Annotated in this window: 17 protein-coding genes; 8 read left to right on the forward strand and 9 right to left on the reverse strand. The window is 58.8% G+C overall.

The features are described 5' to 3' along the window. Window positions 1-21: 21 nt before the first annotated feature. From argB to coaBC, 4 genes are all read right to left on the reverse strand, one after another. A complete protein-coding gene (gene argB, locus C7H10_RS04835; protein WP_058091499.1) occupies window positions 22-918 on the reverse strand; it encodes an acetylglutamate kinase in 897 nt (298 codons plus the stop codon). A 38-nt stretch (window positions 919-956) separates the two neighbouring features. Then, window positions 957-3,596 (reverse strand): phosphomannomutase/phosphoglucomutase, encoded by a 2,640-nt coding sequence (locus tag C7H10_RS19410; protein ID WP_106693968.1) that lies wholly within the window; start codon window positions 3,594-3,596, stop codon window positions 957-959. Between the two features lie 97 nt (window positions 3,597-3,693). Further along, complete coding sequence (dut, locus tag C7H10_RS04845) at window positions 3,694-4,155, reverse strand: dUTP diphosphatase (RefSeq protein WP_106693969.1); 462 nt, start codon at window positions 4,153-4,155, stop codon at window positions 3,694-3,696. Further along, the gene (coaBC, locus tag C7H10_RS04850; protein WP_106693970.1) at window positions 4,152-5,366 is read right to left on the reverse strand and encodes a bifunctional phosphopantothenoylcysteine decarboxylase/phosphopantothenate--cysteine ligase CoaBC; all 1,215 of its coding nucleotides are present in this window, start codon (window positions 5,364-5,366) and stop codon (window positions 4,152-4,154) included. Before coaBC ends, dut begins: the two co-directional genes overlap by 4 nt. A 174-nt stretch (window positions 5,367-5,540) precedes the next feature. Between coaBC and radC the strand changes: the two genes are divergently transcribed. The 3 genes from radC to rpmG all read left to right on the forward strand — a co-directional run bounded on the left by radC (window position 5,541) and on the right by rpmG (window position 6,837). Next, window positions 5,541-6,215, forward strand: coding sequence for a RadC family protein (gene radC / locus C7H10_RS04855; protein WP_106693971.1), 675 nt, complete (start codon window positions 5,541-5,543; stop codon window positions 6,213-6,215). Between the two features lie 218 nt (window positions 6,216-6,433). Then, complete coding sequence (rpmB, locus tag C7H10_RS04860) at window positions 6,434-6,670, forward strand: 50S ribosomal protein L28 (protein WP_058091504.1); 237 nt, start codon at window positions 6,434-6,436, stop codon at window positions 6,668-6,670. 11 nt (window positions 6,671-6,681) lie between these two features. Continuing rightward, complete coding sequence (gene rpmG / locus C7H10_RS04865) at window positions 6,682-6,837, forward strand: 50S ribosomal protein L33 (protein ID WP_008173465.1); 156 nt, start codon at window positions 6,682-6,684, stop codon at window positions 6,835-6,837. Between the two features lie 92 nt (window positions 6,838-6,929). Here rpmG and C7H10_RS04870 read toward each other — a convergent pair whose 3' ends face one another. From C7H10_RS04870 to C7H10_RS04880, 3 genes are all read right to left on the reverse strand, one after another. Next, on the reverse strand, window positions 6,930-7,790 hold the full coding sequence (locus C7H10_RS04870) for an endonuclease/exonuclease/phosphatase family protein (RefSeq protein WP_061330822.1): 861 nt from the start codon (window positions 7,788-7,790) through the stop codon (window positions 6,930-6,932). Between the two features lie 50 nt (window positions 7,791-7,840). Further along, complete coding sequence (locus C7H10_RS04875; protein ID WP_106693972.1) at window positions 7,841-8,476, reverse strand: thiol:disulfide interchange protein DsbA/DsbL; 636 nt, start codon at window positions 8,474-8,476, stop codon at window positions 7,841-7,843. A gap of 156 nt (window positions 8,477-8,632) precedes the next feature. Beyond that, window positions 8,633-9,241, reverse strand: coding sequence for a c-type cytochrome (locus C7H10_RS04880; protein ID WP_106693973.1), 609 nt, complete (start codon window positions 9,239-9,241; stop codon window positions 8,633-8,635). Between the two features lie 182 nt (window positions 9,242-9,423). Between C7H10_RS04880 and yihA the strand changes: the two genes are divergently transcribed. After that, complete coding sequence (gene yihA / locus C7H10_RS04885) at window positions 9,424-10,062, forward strand: ribosome biogenesis GTP-binding protein YihA/YsxC (protein ID WP_061330825.1); 639 nt, start codon at window positions 9,424-9,426, stop codon at window positions 10,060-10,062. Between the two features lie 142 nt (window positions 10,063-10,204). Here yihA and C7H10_RS04890 read toward each other — a convergent pair whose 3' ends face one another. Continuing rightward, a complete protein-coding gene (locus tag C7H10_RS04890; RefSeq protein WP_072676133.1) occupies window positions 10,205-10,915 on the reverse strand; it encodes a TetR/AcrR family transcriptional regulator in 711 nt (236 codons plus the stop codon). A gap of 177 nt (window positions 10,916-11,092) precedes the next feature. Here C7H10_RS04890 and C7H10_RS04895 point away from each other — a divergent pair, with 177 nt between their 5' ends. From C7H10_RS04895 to coaD, 4 genes are all read left to right on the forward strand, one after another. Beyond that, window positions 11,093-12,538 (forward strand): coniferyl aldehyde dehydrogenase, encoded by a 1,446-nt coding sequence (locus C7H10_RS04895; RefSeq protein WP_106693974.1) that lies wholly within the window; start codon window positions 11,093-11,095, stop codon window positions 12,536-12,538. A 278-nt stretch (window positions 12,539-12,816) separates the two neighbouring features. Then, window positions 12,817-13,452, forward strand: coding sequence for a hypothetical protein (locus C7H10_RS04900; protein WP_106693975.1), 636 nt, complete (start codon window positions 12,817-12,819; stop codon window positions 13,450-13,452). A 26-nt stretch (window positions 13,453-13,478) separates the two neighbouring features. Then, window positions 13,479-15,074, forward strand: coding sequence for a GMC family oxidoreductase (locus tag C7H10_RS04905; RefSeq protein ID WP_106693976.1), 1,596 nt, complete (start codon window positions 13,479-13,481; stop codon window positions 15,072-15,074). Between the two features lie 241 nt (window positions 15,075-15,315). Next, complete coding sequence (gene coaD, locus C7H10_RS04910; RefSeq protein ID WP_106693977.1) at window positions 15,316-15,798, forward strand: pantetheine-phosphate adenylyltransferase; 483 nt, start codon at window positions 15,316-15,318, stop codon at window positions 15,796-15,798. A gap of 62 nt (window positions 15,799-15,860) precedes the next feature. Here coaD and C7H10_RS04915 read toward each other — a convergent pair whose 3' ends face one another. Beyond that, complete coding sequence (locus C7H10_RS04915) at window positions 15,861-17,153, reverse strand: DUF945 family protein (protein ID WP_106693978.1); 1,293 nt, start codon at window positions 17,151-17,153, stop codon at window positions 15,861-15,863. Between the last annotated feature and the right edge of the window lie 13 nt (window positions 17,154-17,166).

Consider the following 17,166-nt stretch of genomic DNA (forward strand, 5'->3'; position numbering starts at 1 on the left):
GTTGCTCCCGGGTCAGGTTGTTTAGTTCCGGGAAATCAGGGTACCAACGCCTTCGTCGGTAAAGATTTCCAGCAGACAGGCATGGGCAACACGGCCATCAATGATGTGCGAGGTGCGCACGCCGTTTTCCACCGCACTGAGCGCGCAGCGAATCTTCGGCAGCATGCCGCCGTGGATGGTGCCATCATCAATCAGATCGTTGACCTGCTGGGCGGTCAGGCCGGTCAGCACCTTGTCTTCCTTGCTCTTCAGGCCGGAGACATTGGTCAGCAGAATCAGCTTTTCCGCCTTCATGGCTTCCGCCACCTTACCGGCCACCAGGTCGGCGTTGATGTTGTAGGAGGCGCCATCCGGGCCCACACCGATCGGGGCGATCACCGGAATCACGTTGCTGCGGGTGAGCATGTCGATCACGTCGACATTAACACTGGCAACCTCGCCCACGTGGCCAATGTCGATGATCTCCGGTCGTTCCAGTTCCGGTGAACGGTCAACCACCTCCAGCTTGCGGGCACGAATCAGGTTGGCGTCTTTACCGGTCAGGCCCACGGCGGTGCCTCCCTGGGCGTTGATCAGGGATACAATTTCCTTGTTTACCTGGCCACCCAGCACCATTTCCACCACATCCATGGTTTCAGCATCGGTCACGCGCATGCCGTTCACAAAGCGGGATTTGATGTTCAAACGCTCCAGCAGCTCGCCAATCTGGGGGCCGCCGCCGTGAACCACGATGGGGTTGATACCCACCAGTTTCATCAGCACCACGTCCCGGGCAAAGCTGCTTTTGAGCTCTTCGTTTTCCATGGCATTACCGCCGTATTTGATCACAACGGTCTTGCCAGTAAATCTTTGGATATAGGGCAGGCCCCGGCTCAGTACCGAGGCCACCTGCATTGCTGTTTCACGATCCAGCGCCATGGTGATGTGCATTCCTTACTGTCAGAGAATGTGTCTTGTCAGAAGTCCGCAACCAGGTCGGGTGCGGCCTTCTGTAATTGTTCGCGGAAGACGGCTTTGATTCGTTCAAGCGCCTCGTCGGTTTCAGCTTCGAACCTGAGTACCAGAACCGGCGTGGTGTTGGATGCCCGGCACAGCCCCCAGCCATCGGTATAATCTACCCGAATGCCGTCGATGGTACTGATGTTGCCGTCACCAAATTCACCCAGTTCGCCGAGGCGCTCAATGATCGCGAACTTCTCGCTTTCCGTCACCTCGACATTCAGCTCAGGCGTGCTGATATCCTCAGGGAAATCGGCAAAGACATCGTCACTGTGACGATCCTCAATACCCAGGATTTCCAGCAACCGGGCTGCCGAATACAGGCCGTCATCGAAACCGTACCAACGCTCACCAAAGAACACGTGGCCGCTCATTTCACCAGCCAACAGGGCACCGCTTTCTTTCATTTTCGCTTTCATCAGGGAGTGGCCGGATTTCCACATGATGGGCCGGCCGCCAGCTTCGGAAATCACGCCCGCCAGGCGGCGGCTGCATTTCACATCGTACAGTACGTCCGCGCCCGGGTTACGGGACACCACATCCCGGGCGAACAGCATCAGTAACCGGTCTGGCCAGATGATTTTGCCAGTGTTGGTCACCACGCCCAGGCGGTCGCCGTCACCGTCGAAGGCCAAGCCGATATCGGCGCCGGTTTCCTGCACTTTGGCGATCAGATCCTGCAGATTGGCTGGCTTGCCGGGGTCCGGGTGGTGATTGGGGAAGTCGCCATCTACCTCGCAATACAGCGGGGTTACCTCACAGCCAAGTTCCTCGATCAGCATGGGGCCGAGTTCGCCCGCGATACCATTGCCGGCATCCACCACGACTTTGAGCGGGGCAGCCACGGCGATGTCACCGACAATCCGGTCCAGATAGGCCCGGCGCACATCTTCCCGGGACTGGGCGCCCTGACCAGAGGTGAAGTCGGCGGTCTGAATACGCTGGTAAAGTTTCTGAATCGCCTCGCCAGACAGGGTTTCACCGCCCAGCATGATTTTCAGGCCATTATAGTTGGCGGGGTTGTGGCTACCGGTCACCATCACACCGGAGCCTGTCTCCAGCTGGTGTGTTGCGAAATAGAGCACCGGCGTGGGTACTGCTCCGACATGGATCACATTGCAGCCGGTGGCCATGATGCCACTGGCCAGCGCATCGGCCAGGTCCGGGCTGGAATGGCGACCGTCGTAACCAACGCAGATAGAGGTAACTCCACGGGCCGAGGCCTCGGAACCAATGGCAAGACCAATCACCCTCACCACGTCGGGCGACAGGGTCTCGCCAACAATGCCCCGGATGTCATAGGCCCTGAAGATTTCAGGGGCAACCTCGACCGACGGCAGCTCGGCTTCCACTACCTCGGGGATATCGTCATCAAACAGGGCATCATCGCCACTGCCAAAACCAAGCACATCCTCGTCGCCATCGAGCATATCGATGTCGGGCATGTCCTTGTCCTGGAACAGGGGTTCTTCTTCACCGGAGGCGGGCTTTCTGGCACCAGCTGCCGATGGCTGCGGTTTTGCGCTCTCGGCGGCCTTTGCCAGCCGTTTATCAACCATCTGCGACAGGCGGAACAGCACCTCGCCAGTAGAGGCCACCATATCCCAACGGAAGGTCGGCAGTTTCACCCGCTCGCCACCAAACACCTTGTGCGACCACTGGATCAGGGCCGTTACATCCTGGCGAATGCCTCGCTGGGCGCCGCCCAACAACACCCAGACAACAATCGCGGCCGCCAGTGCCGGAATGCCGACCAGCACGGCAGCCACAATGGTATTGACCGGCGCCTCTGGCGCCCGGGCCGGCTGGAACACCACCGACCAGTCCGGATTCGTCAGGGTTCTGGCTTCAGAAGGGCCCGCCCCCCGGCCGGCGCTGACCACGGTGCGCTGGGAACCCGATGCCGCCTGCACCAGCGACAACTGGCCTCCCAACTGGCGGTTGCCAACGGTCAGAAGCGGCTGGAGCTGATCCGCGCCGTAAACCACAAGCACACTGCCCTGCACTGCATTGCTGACCGGATGTCGAACTGGCGCGGCGTACTGAAGATACCACTGATCGTTACGGGGAAAGGCGTCCGGCAATAGTGACTGCCCGTTCTCTGCCCGCCGGGCCAGCTCCAGGCCGGCAAATCCGAGCAGGCTGTCGCTGCTGCCGGTGCGGGGAATATCGCGGTAACGGAAGACAAAAACCGCCTGGGCTCCCGGCAACGCCGCCTGCAGCTGGCGCGCCAGCTCGTCCCGGTCACCTTGTTCGGCAAGCTGATTGCTCACATAGCGCTGATTGGCCAGGGCACGCACTTGTTCCTGCTGGGCGCTAAAATACTGGTTCAGCCTCTGTTGGGCGCCGTCGGCCTCAACCACCCGGGCCTGCTGGTAACTGCGCTCACCGGCGGGCACAATGACCAGGAAATGAAGCAGGGCCACCGCAACCACGCCGGCCAGAACCACCACCAGCGCCTGGTTGAGTGCTACGGTATTGAGTCGCTTGAGGCCTGACCCTGAAGATTCTGCTTTTCGCTTGTTTTTCTTTCCCGGCTTCTTTTCGGGATTGTCATCCACCGACGGCTCTTTGATTTTCTTTTTACCGAGTTTCATAGTGCTTCCCGCAATGATTTTTACGTCCCGGACAATCAGTTACCAGCAAAGTATAGACGCCGACCTGCATAAACGCTGCCAGCCTCCGGTAACCGACTCAGTGCGTTCCGGTTGAACCAAACCCGCCCTCGCCGCGGGTACTGGCGCCGAATTCAGGCACCACTTCAAAGTCTGCCTGTACAACCGGCACCAGAACCAGCTGGGCAATACGTTCACCGATGGCGATGGTGAAAGCGGTTCGGCCCCGGTTCCAGCATGACACCATCAGTTCACCCTGGTAATCGGAATCGATTAACCCCACCAGGTTGCCCAGCACGATGCCGTGCTTGTGGCCAAGACCGCTGCGCGGCAGGATCATTGCCGCCAGCGACGGGTCGGCAATGTGCACGGATAGGCCGGTCGGAATCAGGTGTGTCTCGCCCGGCTCGACCGTTAATGGCGCATTCAGGCAAGCACGCAGATCCAGGCCGGCCGAGCCCGGCGTTGCATACTCCGGAAACGGTATGTCGGTGCCAATTCGATCGTCCAGGATTCGTACCTGCAGTTTCTTTTGCGTCATGAGTTCCCGACCTTGTTGCTGTGTTCGGCGATCAACGCCACCAATGTGTCTGCGATGGCCTGCTTGCTGTCCGGGCCAATCGCCTGCTCCCCGCTCGGCCAGAATACCGTGACGGCATTCTGATCGCTGTTAAAGCCCAGCCCCGGGACGGACACGTCGTTGGCCACGATCATGCTGAGCTTCTTGCGTTGCATTTTATCGTTGGCATAGCGGGCGACATCTGTGGTTTCCGCGGCGAAGCCCACGGTAAACGGAGGATTCTTGCGGGCGGCAATGGTCGCCAGCGTATCCGGATTGCGCACCAGCGACAGTGTCATCGCTTCGTCCGTTTTCTTGATCTTGTCGCCGGCACAGGCAGCAGGCCGGTAATCAGCCACCGCCGCCGTGGCGATAAAAATGTCGCAGCCCTCCGCCACTACCCGCTCAGCTTCCTGCAACATGTCTTGCGCCGTCATCACCGGCCGGACTGCCACGCCATCCGGCACCGGCAGGTTAACCGGGCCACTCACCAGCACCACCTGGGCGCCCGCATCTGCTGCCGCCCGAGCCAGGGCATAACCCATTTTGCCGGAGCTGTGGTTGGAGATATAACGCACCGGATCAATGGGTTCACGGGTAGGGCCGGCAGTGATCACCACCCGTTTTCCCGCCAGCGCTCCGACAGTGGCCCGGGTTGCATCAGCCAGAATCCGGCTGGCAAGGGCGTCCGGCTCCAGCATCCGGCCAGGGCCTGTATCACCACAAGCCTGCTCGCCCTGATCCGGCCCCCAGACGGTAATCTGCGGGTCTTCCGCCAGCAGGGACATGTTTCTCTGGGTCCGGACATTCTTCCACATGGCCTGATTCATGGCGGGGGCCACTGCAATGGGCGCCTCAGTGGCACAACAGACCGTGGTCAGCAGGTCATCCGCCATGCCCTGGGCCAGACGGGCCAGAAAATCCGCAGACGCGGGCGCCACCACCACCTGATCGGCCCATTTGGCCAGCTCAATATGGCCCATGCCGGCCTCGGCCTCCGGGTCGAGCAGCGATGTGCGCACCGGCTCGCCGCTGAGGGCCTGAAACGTCAGCGGCGTCACAAATGCCTCGGCACCCCGGGTCATCACCACCCGCACTTCAAGGCCCGCTTTCTTGAGCAGCCGGACCAGTTCGGCGCTTTTATAGGCAGCAATGCCACCGGTGATTCCCAGCAGAATTCGTTTGGCAGCCATGAAGGGCTCCGTAATCCCGTAAAATGAAAGGGTTATAAGATAGCACGCCCGGGCCCGGCAGGCAGCCTGCAAGAGCACCCGTTCGTTTACCAAATGTTACTTTTTGGAGTAACCTTTGTAATTCTGAGAACCGATGCAGGATGCATCACAATCTGACACGCAAGGACGCACAGCATGAACAACCCTGCCTGGCCAACTGATGAACGGCCCCGTGAGCGCCTTCTGGCCCACGGCCCGGAAGCCCTGTCTGACGCCGAACTCCTGGCCATTTTCCTGCGCACCGGCACCACTGGCATGCCGGTGATGGACCTGGCCCGCCATCTGATCTCTGAATTTTCCGGCCTGCGGGGCTTGATGACTGCCTCCCGCAGGCAGTTCTGTGAGGTCAAAGGCCTGGGCACGGCCAAATACGCCCAGGTTCAGGCGGCCATGGAGATGGCCCGCCGGGTGATGGACGAACCACTGCGCCAGGGAGATCCGCTGCGCTCACCAGCCGACACCCGCCGCTTTCTCACCAGCCGGCTGGGCACTTACCCCCACGAAGTGTTCGCCGGCCTGTTCCTGGATAACCGCCACCGGGTAATTCAGTACCGGGAGCTGTTTCGCGGCACCATTGACGGTGCTGCCGTGTATCCCCGGGAAGTGGTTCGCCAGGCCCTCGAAGACAACGCCGCCGCTGTCATTTTTGCCCACAATCACCCCTCTGGCGTCGCCGAGCCCAGCCAGGCGGACATTTCCCTGACCCGCAGACTGAAAGAAGCGCTCGGACTGGTGGATATCAGGGTTCTTGACCATATGGTTATCGGCCACGGTGAGGTAATATCCCTGGCTGAACGAGGGTTGATGTAGCTGCAGCAGGGTCGCTTCCGGAAAACTGGCCAAATTCCCAACAATTTTTTGCGTTGGTCGGCCAGTTCTGGTATAAAAGCGTCCCTTTCTGGCGGCGTCTGGCGAGCAGCGTTCAGTTTAGAGGCGCGAACCGGTGGCAGTTATTGCTCCGGAGCAACCAGAGACGCATTAAAAAACGAATTCGTATTGATAGACCATTGCTCAGGTCGGAGGCAAGTATGTCCAGAGTTTGTCAGGTTACCGGTAAGCGTCCGGTTACCGGTAACAATGTATCCCACGCGATGAACCACACTCGTCGTCGTTTTCTGCCGAATCTGCAGAACCACCGTTTCTGGGTTGAGACCGAGAAGCGTTTCGTGAAGCTGCGCGTATCCACCAAGGGCATGCGCATCATCGACAAAAAAGGCATTGACGCTGTGCTGGCCGATCTTCGTGCCCGCGGCGAGAAAGTTTAAGGAGCCGCATCATGCGCGAGAAAATCAAGCTGGTTTCATCAGCAGGCACTGGTCACTTCTACACGACCAAAAAGAACAAGCGTAACACTCCGGAAAAAATCGAGATCAAAAAGTACGATCCGGTTGTCCGCAAGCACGTTGCGTACAAGGAAGCCAAGATCAAGTAATTGATCCTGCCTCCACAAAAAAACCCGGCCAGCGAGCCGGGTTTTTTTATACCTGAGCAAAACACCCCTGCACCGAAAGGGTCTCGCAGACCTTAAAAGGTTTCCAGATACCCCTTCGGCAATGCCACATCCATGGCGATGGGCAAATGGTCCGATACCGGATAACTAATCACCTCGGCACGCCGAATTTCCAGGGAAGGACTGACCATAATGTGGTCCAGGGCCTTTTCGGGCCGCCAACTGGGGAAGCTGTGAGCCGTGCCCGGCAGGGGTATCAGATCCGTCTCTTTCAGGGGCGTTTGGGTCAGCAGCTGCTCTGCATGAGCATTCATATCCCCCATCAGGACTACATGCCGGTAGTCGGCAATGAGATCCCGCACGTAACCCAGCTGCCGCTGCTGTGCCGCCTTGCTGAGGGACAGGTGCATTTGTACCAGTATGAGCGGATCGTCTTCCGAACCATACCGGGCAATGATAGCCCCACGGCCGGGAATCAGGCCGGGCAGTTTGTGCTCAGTGACATCCAGAGGCCGATACCGACTCAACAGACCGTTGCTGTGCTGCGCGATCTGACCAAGATTGCGATTTAATTGCTGATACCAGTAGGGAATACCGGCGGCTTCTGCCAGATACTGGACCTGATTGATATAGCCACTGCGCAAACTGCCACCGTCGCATTCCTGCAACGCCACCACGTCGTATTGCCGCAACAGGGTGGCAATACGATCGAGATTCTCGATGCGGCGACGATGAGGCAGAAAGTGCTGCCAGCTGCGGGTCAGGTAGTGATGGTAAGACGAGGTATTGATGCCCACCTGGATATTGAAGGTGAGCAGCCGGATATGACGATGGGGCTCAAACTCAGGCACATGCTCGCTACCAGAACAGGCCCCCCGGGGACCTTCCGGTCCCCGGAGAATACCATTAATCTGATTGCGCAGACGCTTATACATAACAGGGGATTCCCACGCTGAACCTGAACGCGCCCCTCAATACCGGCGGCTCATTCTGCCGCAGCACGTTCCTGCTCGACCAGGTAGTCAACCACAGACAGCACGGCCTCATGACCACCTGCCATGGAGGCGCTGACCACGTACTTGCCATTTACCAGCATAGTCGGTGTACCGGTGATGCGCGCGCCGCGGATCTTGGCCTGGGCCTGCTGAACCCGTGCACGAACACCGAAGCTGCGGTAGTTGTTGAGGAACTCCTCGGCATCAACACCGTGCCCGCTAACGAAATCCGCCAGAGCTTCGGGGGAATTCAGGGGGCGACGCTCGCCAGCCAGTGCCGTAAACAGGGCGTCATGCACCTTGTCCAGCTCGCCCATGGCCTCCAAAGCATAAAAGGCGTAAGCGTGAGGCTCCCAACTTTGACCCAGTGCTGCCGGCAGCTTCACGAAATTCACGTAGTCCGGCGCCTGGTCAGCCCAGGACTCAACCAACGGCTTGAAGGTATAGCAGTGGGGGCAGCCATACCAGAACACTTCAGCAACTTCTACGCCTTCGTCGGATGCGGTGCGAACCGGATTATCCAGGGTGCGGTAATGGGTGTTCTCAACCCATGACTGAGCCTGCGCAACAGCACCAACCGCCATAGACAGCGCGAAAACAACAACTGTGCCTAGTGTTCTTATCATCGGGAATCTCCGAGTTCGATGTTCTGATGTGACCACGATTATGACCCAGCAAACCGGGAAAGTTCCACTGCTGGCCAGAAGGGAATGGTTACGGAAAGGTAAGCAGCAAAAACCCCGCCTTGGCGGGGTTTTTACAACTCGCTACAGAAGCCGGACTCAGTTAAGGCCGGAAACGTAGTTTGCCAAGGCCTTGATCTCAGCATCGGTCAGACGAGTAGCCACGTCCACCATGATGTTGGCGTTGGTGGTGCCTGCACGCTCGCCGTCACGGTAGGCTTTCAGCTGCTTCTCTACGTACTCGGCGGTCTGGCCGCCCAAGCGGGGGTAGCCCGCTGGCTCGTTGCCAGCACCGTTCGGACTATGGCAACCGGCACATGCGGCAACGCCGGAGGCCATGTTACCGCCACGGAACAGCGCCTGGCCACGCTCAACCAGATCTGGATCTGCCTGACCAACAACCATCTCCTGATCGTTATAGTAGGCAGCCAAATCCCACAGATCCTGGTCAGACATGTTGTCCAGCAAACCGGTCATTTCCGGAATCGGACGATCTCCGGTTTTAATATCGACCAGCTGGCGATACAGATATTTCTCGCCCAATCCGGACAACTTCGGATACACCGCCATGATCGGCTTGGCGCCGCCCTGGCCGTGACAGCTGGCACATACCGCTGCGTTCTGTTCACCCGCTGCCGGATCTCCTGCCCCGTGAGCCATTGCCGTCAGGCCAACTCCGAGAACAACTCCTGCGATCAGTCTTTTCATGCTCGCTCCGCTTCTCTCATCTTTGCATCTTGAAAGTATTCTTCGTTGTGCAGCCGGCAGGCGCCAATCTGTCTGGCTTTTCACCGGGGCTGACAGCGGCAACGCGCAGCGTCCCGCCGGAAATTGGTGTAGCATTATACATTAATCGCCGATAACTGAAATCCAAAGGAATACCAACCATCGTGGACCCTGATCTGACTCAAAAAAGCGTTTCGTTCAACAGTGCCCGTTTTCTGATCAGCGCGTCCAAACTGGACGAGTGCCCGCCAGACATCGGTGCCGAAGTTGCCTTCGCCGGGCGTTCCAATGCCGGCAAGTCCAGCGCGCTGAACGCCATTACTGCCAACGGCAAACTGGCCCGGACCAGTAAAACACCCGGCCGCACCCGGCTGATAAACTTTTTTACACTCAATAAAGAAAACATGCGCCTGGTCGACCTGCCCGGTTACGGCTACGCCAAGGTCTCCCGGGACATGAAAGACGACTGGCAACAGCATCTGGGGCATTACCTGAATGATCGCCGCTGCCTGCGAGGCCTGGTGTTGGTGATGGATATCCGGCACCCACTCACCGACTTCGACCAAATGATGGTGGAATGGTGCGAGCATAACAACCTGCCGTTGATGATTCTTGCCACCAAAGCCGACAAGCTGAAATTCGGGCAAGCGAAAACGGCCATGCTGGGCATTGCCCAGAAACTGAAACCCTTTGCGTGCGTTGCACACCTGATTATGTTTTCCGCCACCTCAAAACGAGGCGTGGATGAATGCCGGGAAGCATTGACAGACTGGCTGGAAGCGCCGGAATCGGAAACCCCCTGATGAAAAAACCGGCCTGCCATCAGACAGGCCGGTGAAACGTCAGGGTTTGCGACGTACCTGAGAACTCACTCAGGAGACGCAGGAAATGTCCGGTTTCCCACGTCACTACCTTTGAACGCGATCGCGGAAAAAAGTTCAATTTTTAACCAATCCCGACAGAAACCCCGGTTTCAGCCCGTGAGGACTCGCCGTTCTGCTCCGGATTTTCCGGCAGCGTTGGCCGATACTTTTCACGTAACGCCAGCACCTGCTCGCGATAATCCGGAGTCAGATAAGGCAATTCCAGAGTCAGCACCTGATAAATACCCTGCTTGAGTTCGGTCAGGGTGAGACTGGCAGGCTCGTCACTGGCGTGGGCTGTCTTCAGAAAAGCCATCCAGTTGGTGATCACCAGCCAGACGTTGAGCGACATGGCCGAACGTAGATCTTCCGGCTGCGGCTCGATGATACCCGCCTCCGCCAGCTTGCCGAAGATCCGATTGATGGCAGCAAGGCATCGATTGGTGAATTCCCGGTAGTCCTGGCGCAGCCGGGTATCGCTGTCCAGTAGATATTCCAGGTCCCGGTGAAAGAAGCGGTAACTCCACAAACCGTCAAACACCGATTCCAGGTAAAAGGTCAGGTCGTCGAGCGTCAGCAGCCGATCCTCCGGAATATCGAGGTAATAATCCACCAGTTTTTCATACTCCTGGAAGATCTCGTAGATGATGTCGGACTTGTTCCGGAAGTGGTAATACAGGTTGCCCGGAGAAATCGCCAGGTGCGCGGCAATGTGATTGGTGGTGATGTTCCTTTCACCCCGCTCGTTAAACAACTCCAGACTGGATAGCAGAATCTTGTCTCTGGTTTTCATCGTCCCGCCAGTGATTGTTGTTATCTGCATCACGGATGGCCCGATGAGCCAACCGTCATTTCTTGACTGCCTAGAGTATATACTCTAATAATAGCCTCAAGTGCAAATCGTCCAGATTTTAGCCAACCAAAAACAACAGGCTCAGGGTATCGCCCGGCAGCCAATGGGGAGAGAAACATGGGAGCCACTGTCGTCCAGCTCACCGAGAGCAAAAAGCAGATTCAGCACACCCATCGCGTGTTTGAGGACCAGAAGAAGGCGTTCCGGAACAACCCGATGCCGTCTCTGACCGAACGCAAGGAGAATCTGAAACGGCTCAAGCGTGCCTTGCTAAGCCATCAGGACCGCCTGGTAGAGGCCATTGACAGGGACTTCAGCTGCCGTTCCAAAGATGAAACCCTGATTGCCGAGGTAATGCCATCCATCCAGGGTATCAACTACACGATCAAACATCTGAACGAGTGGATGAAACCGTCCAAGCGGCACGTTTCGGTGCTGTTCCAGCCCGCCAGCAACAAGGTGCATTACCAGCCCAAGGGTGTGGTAGGTGTGATCGTGCCCTGGAACTATCCGTTGTATCTGGCTGTCGGCCCACTGGTGGCGTCTCTGGCTGCCGGCAATCGCACCATGATCAAGATGTCGGAATTCACTCCGCACACCTCCGCACTGTTCAAGGAAATCATTGAATCCATGTTCCCGGAGGACCTGGTGTCGGTGATTACCGGCGAGGCGGACGTGGCCGCTGACTTCTCCCAGCGCCCCTTTGATCACCTGCTGTTCACCGGTTCCACCTCGGTAGGCAAACTGGTGATGCGCGCGGCCGCAGAAAACCTGACGCCGGTGACCCTGGAACTGGGCGGCAAGTCGCCTGCGATTGTGTCTCCGGATGTGCCGATGGAAGACGCGGCCCAGCGGATTGCTTTCGGTAAGGCATTTAATGCGGGCCAGACCTGTGTGGCGCCGGATTACGTTCTATGCCCGGCGGATCGGGTTCAGGGGTTTGTGGATGAGTTCCGCGCGAAGTTTGCGGAGATGTATCCAAGCCTGCGGGATAACGATGATTTCACGGCGATCATCAATGAGCGCCAGTACGATCGCCTGCAGAGCTATCTGGAGGACGCCCGGGCCAAGGGTGCCGAGTTGGTGGAGATCAATCCGGCCAATGAGAACATGAAGGACGGCACCCGGAAGATTCCGCTGACGCTGGTATTGAAAACCACGCCGGATATGAAGGTGATGCAGGATGAGATTTTCGGTCCGATTCTGCCGGTGGTGAGTTACGGCGGTCTGGAGGAAGCCGTTCATTACATCAATGATCGGCCGCGTCCGCTGGCGCTGTATTTCTTTGGCTATGACAAGTCGCATCAGCAGTTTGTGGTGGATAACACGCTGTCTGGCGGTATGTGTATCAACGATGCGTTGATGCATGTGGCGCAGGATGATCTGCCGTTTGGTGGCATCGGTGATTCCGGTATGGGCCATTACCATGGTAAGGAAGGGTTCCTGACCTTCTCCCATCATCGGGCGATCTTTACCAAGCAGAAGTTCAACAGCGGTAAGTTTGTCTATGCGCCGCACGGAACGGCTGCCCATCGGATGGTTTATAAGCTGTTTATTCGCTGAAGCCCCGCTCGCCCCAGCCTTCGGGTTGGGTGCGGGCCGGGAGGTGAGATGCCTTTCCGGGACACGCCGTAAATACCCCTGCGGGGTCCGGCCGGCAATCATAGATTGCCGTCGTCAGTTTGTCGCATGAAGCTTCGCTTCATAATCGCTCGAACTGACCCATGTAGGCTTGAGCAAAACATCCCTGTTTTGCACAGTCTTGGAAAGACGCACCACACCCCAGCCACCGGCACAGTGCCTGCCGCCCTATAACAATAACGTTAAAAGAAGCCTCAACAATGACCACGCCTTCCCCGAAATACTGCCCTGAAGATCGACCGGAGCTTAGCCGACGCAGTTTCCTGAAAACCGGCCTCGGCGGCGCCATGTTCCTGAGCACCGTCAGTATGACCGCCGGCCTCACAGGCTGTGCTACGGCCCCCGCCGGGCGGGTAAGTGCCGTTGATTCCCGTATGGACGCCAGTTACCAGTTCGAGTTTTTGAGCCGGGATGATATTGCCCTGTTCGAGGCGCTGTTGCCGGCGATGTTTGCCGGTGCGCTGCCGGAGGAGCCGAATCAGCGGCAACATGCGATTGCCGGGACCATTGAGCGGATTGATCAGGGCATTGTGATGTTCGGGCCGGCGAATCAGAAGGAGCTGCGCAAGCTGTTTGATCTGCTGAATTTCGCGCCCACCCGGATAACCCTGGCGCGGGTGTGGTCGGACTGGCCGTCAGTCAGTACCGAGAGTGCCGAGGCGTTTCTCAACCGGTGGCGGGATAGCCGGATTGGTCTGCTGAACAACGGCTACATCGCGCTGACCAAGATCAGTAACGTGGCGTTTTATGGCCACGACGCGCACTGGCACTTGTCTGGCTACCCCGGGCCACCCGCCTGGGCGGTTGATGCCCTGCCCCAGTTCCACAACGCCTGACCCCATCGCAGATTACGGAGAGCAGTATGTCCATGAACGATCCTATCGCCCGGGGCCTGGCTTCTGGCTGGAATGTTACTGATGCCAGCAAACTGACCACCGATCAAACCGTGGAAGCGGATGTGGTGGTCATCGGCACCGGTGCCGGTGGCGGCACCACAGCGGAGATTCTGGCCCGGCAGGGATTGTCGGTGATTCTGGTGGAAGAAGGCCGGCTGTATTACCAGAAAGACTTCAAGATGGATGAGCTGACGTCCTATGCCAGCCTGTATCAGGAAGGCATGAGCCGGGTCACCGCCGACGGCGCTATCGCCATTCTGCAGGGCCGCTGCGTGGGCGGTTCGACGACCGTGAACTGGACCAGCAGCTTCCGCACGCCGGATGAAACCCTCAATTACTGGAGCCAGAACCTGGGCCTGAGCGACCTGGCCCCGGACACCATGGCCCCGTGGTTCCAGGGCCGGGAAGAACGCCACACCATGGCGCCATGGGTAACACCACCAAACCTGAACAACGACATCCTCAAGCAAGGCTGTGAAAAGCTCGGCTACTCCTGGCAGGTGATCCCCCGGAACGTCAAAGGCTGCTGGAACCTGGGCTACTGCGGCGTCGGTTGCCCCACCAACGCCAAACAGGGCGCGCTGATGACTACCATCCCTGGCGCCCTGGACAACAACGCCCAACTGTTCCACGGCCTGCGCGCCGACCGGCTGGTGATGAACCAGGACCGCATCGACCACCTGCAGGCCAGCGCCATGGGCCCGAACGGTGTCACGCCCTCCGGCGTCACCGTCACCCTCAAAGCCCGCCACTTCGTAGTCGCCGCCAGCGCCATCGGCTCCCCCGGGTTGCTGCTGCGCTCAGAACTGCCGGACCCCTACAAGCGCGTCGGCAAACGCTCATTCATTCACCCGGTCAACGCCACCGTCGCCCGTATGCCCGCCAAGGTTGATCCCTTCTACGGTGCGCCGCAGTCGATCTACTCCGACGAATTCAACTTCAAACACGGCGTCGACGGCCCGGTAGGCTACAAACTGGAAGTGCCGCCGCTACACCCGGCCATGGCCGCCGGCGTCGTCCCCGGCCACGGCCAGGAACAGAGAGACAACCTCGGCCAACTGCCCTGGATGCAATCCGTCATCGCCCTGCTGCGCGACGGCTTCCACGAAGACAGCCCCGGCGGCACCGTCAGCCTGCGGGACGACGGCAGCCCGGTACTGGACTACCCCATCACAGACTACCTCTGGCAAGGCATTCGCCAGGCCTACCTGGACATGGCCGAAATCCAGTTCGCCGCCGGCGCCGAAGCCGTCCAGGCCGTGCACCTGGACTCCGGCTGGTACACCAGCTGGACCCAAGCCAAAGACGCCATCAACCAACTCCCCATGAAACCCCACCGCGCCCGCCTGTTCACCGCACACCAGATGGGCGGCTGCGGCATGGGCGCCGACCCGAAAAACTCCGTGGTCAACGGCTTCGGCGAACACCACCAGGTAGCCAACCTGAGCATCCACGACGCGTCCATCTTCCCCACCAGCATCGGTGCGAATCCGCAGTTGTCGGTGTATGCATTGGCGGCAAGGAACAGTAACCGGTTGGCGCAGAAGTTGAGCGGGGCATAATTGGATTGCCGGAGCGGCATGCGGATTGTCAGCTCGCATATGCAGTGCCTCCCCTCCCGGGAATGTCGAAGGCCAGGGATGGCCTGAGTCAAGCGCACATGGATGTGCTTGTAGCGTTTCCCGGGAGGGGAGGCGCTGCATATGCATGGCACACAACTAAGACAGCGTTGAACAGGGCTCTGGACTACAGCCCACCAAAGGTTCCTGCTATCCTACGGCCCATCAACAAAAGGAGCTGTGCATGCCCAAAGTCATCTATCCAGGCACCTTCGACCCCATCACCAACGGCCACACCGACCTCATAGAACGCGCCGGCCGCATGTTCGATGAAATCGTCGTCGCCGTCGCCTACAACCCGAAGAAACAGCCCCTGCTCAACCTCGAAGAACGCTGCGAACTGGTCCGGCAAGCCACCGCCCACCTCCCGAACGTCAGCGTCACCGGCTTCAGCAACCTGCTCGCCGACTTCGTACGGGAACAGAACGCCACCGTCATACTCCGCGGCCTGCGCGCAGTCTCCGACTTCGAGTACGAATTCCAGCTCGCCGACATGAACCGCCGCCTGGCACCAGAAGTGGAGAGCGTGTTCCTGACACCCGCCAACCACCTGTCGTACATCTCATCGACCCTGATCCGGGAAATCGCCTCGCTCGGTGGCGACATCTCCGAATTCGTCGACCCCGCAGTGGCAAATGCCCTGCAAGAGAAGTTCAGCAAGTCCTGAGCGGAAACCGATAAAAAAGCCCAGCCGGCGGCAACCATCGGCTGGGCTTTTTCAAGAAGGGATTAAAGCAGTGGCGGCATCGGAATCTCGATGCCATTGATATCCAGAACCAGATCCCGCAGACGGCCAGTCATGACCAATTGGTCGCCGGCATCCACCAGTAACCCCTGTTTGATCAAGGGTGCCACCTGCATGCGCACGGCCGGATAGTTCTCAGCCAGGGCCAACGGCATACGGAAGTCCAGCGCCCCGGTTAACCCCTGCATCACCATCAGCATGTTGGCCCGCTCACTCTCAGACAACTCCGGGTGGGACAGGTCCAGGCTTCCCTGTACGGCTCCCTCTGGCGTATCCAGGCTCAACTCCCGGATGCCTGCGGAAAATCCGGCGGCCGCTAGCCCGCGAACCGAGTCGTTAAACCGCTGCATCAGGGCCATCTGCTGCTCGAACGCCGCCTGCGGGGATTGACTGGCCTGCGCCGCCATCAGCTGCATGTCGGTCATCACCGAACTGAACTCATTCCAGCTGGCAACATCAAGACCATCTACAGCGAACTCTATCCGGTGCGGGCCGAAGGTACCGTCATCAAAGACAACGGAGTCCAGCTCCAGGGCAATCGAGGAATCCAGTCGCTCGCCTTTTCGGTCTGCCTCGCTATGACTGCTCAGGGCGATACCGTTAAACGCCACGGGTGGCACCTGAGGACCCTGCATGGTCAAGGCATCAATCGTGACCGCACCGGCGCCGATCCAGATATCACCGGATAACCAGGCAAGGCTCTGCTCCATGTGCACGTTTTCAATGGTGACATTCATCTCCGGCCCGGACAGCACCACCGCCGGCCAGACAACCAGCATGTCGGCTTTTTCACCCAAACGGCCAATATCAATCCGTGCCAGACCACCGCTGCTGCGCAAAACACCACCACCGTGTGGCTCGCTGATCTCGATAGCAGGGGCCTGCAATTCCAGCGTGGCGGAACCCCAAAGCCGGGTTTCCAGTGTCAGTTTTGGTTCGTCGTTGGGGAACCAGCCTGCCCCCTCCGGCTGCCAGCCTTCCGTAGGTCTGAAATTCAAGTGGCTGCCAGTAATGCCGTGAGAAACCTGAACCTCAAAATCTATGCGGTTACTCTCGCCCGTGGCCGGGTCCAGAAAGGTGGCTGTGCCAGACACTTCGGAGCTCATCACACCGCGCCGGTACCGATCGGTTTCCATGCGCAGGAATGGCTGGGCATTGTTGACTTCCTCGGTCGCATTCAGCCAATGTTGCTCAGTCAGATAGCCCACGCCCCAGGGGGCTACGCCAGCCACTACCAGTATCGCCGTGCCGGCGATGGTCCAACGTTTAAGATTCAAGGTTCCAATCCTG

Source organism: Marinobacter shengliensis (genome assembly GCF_003007715.1).
In the GTDB taxonomy this organism is placed as follows: Bacteria; Pseudomonadota; Gammaproteobacteria; order Pseudomonadales; family Oleiphilaceae; genus Marinobacter; species Marinobacter shengliensis.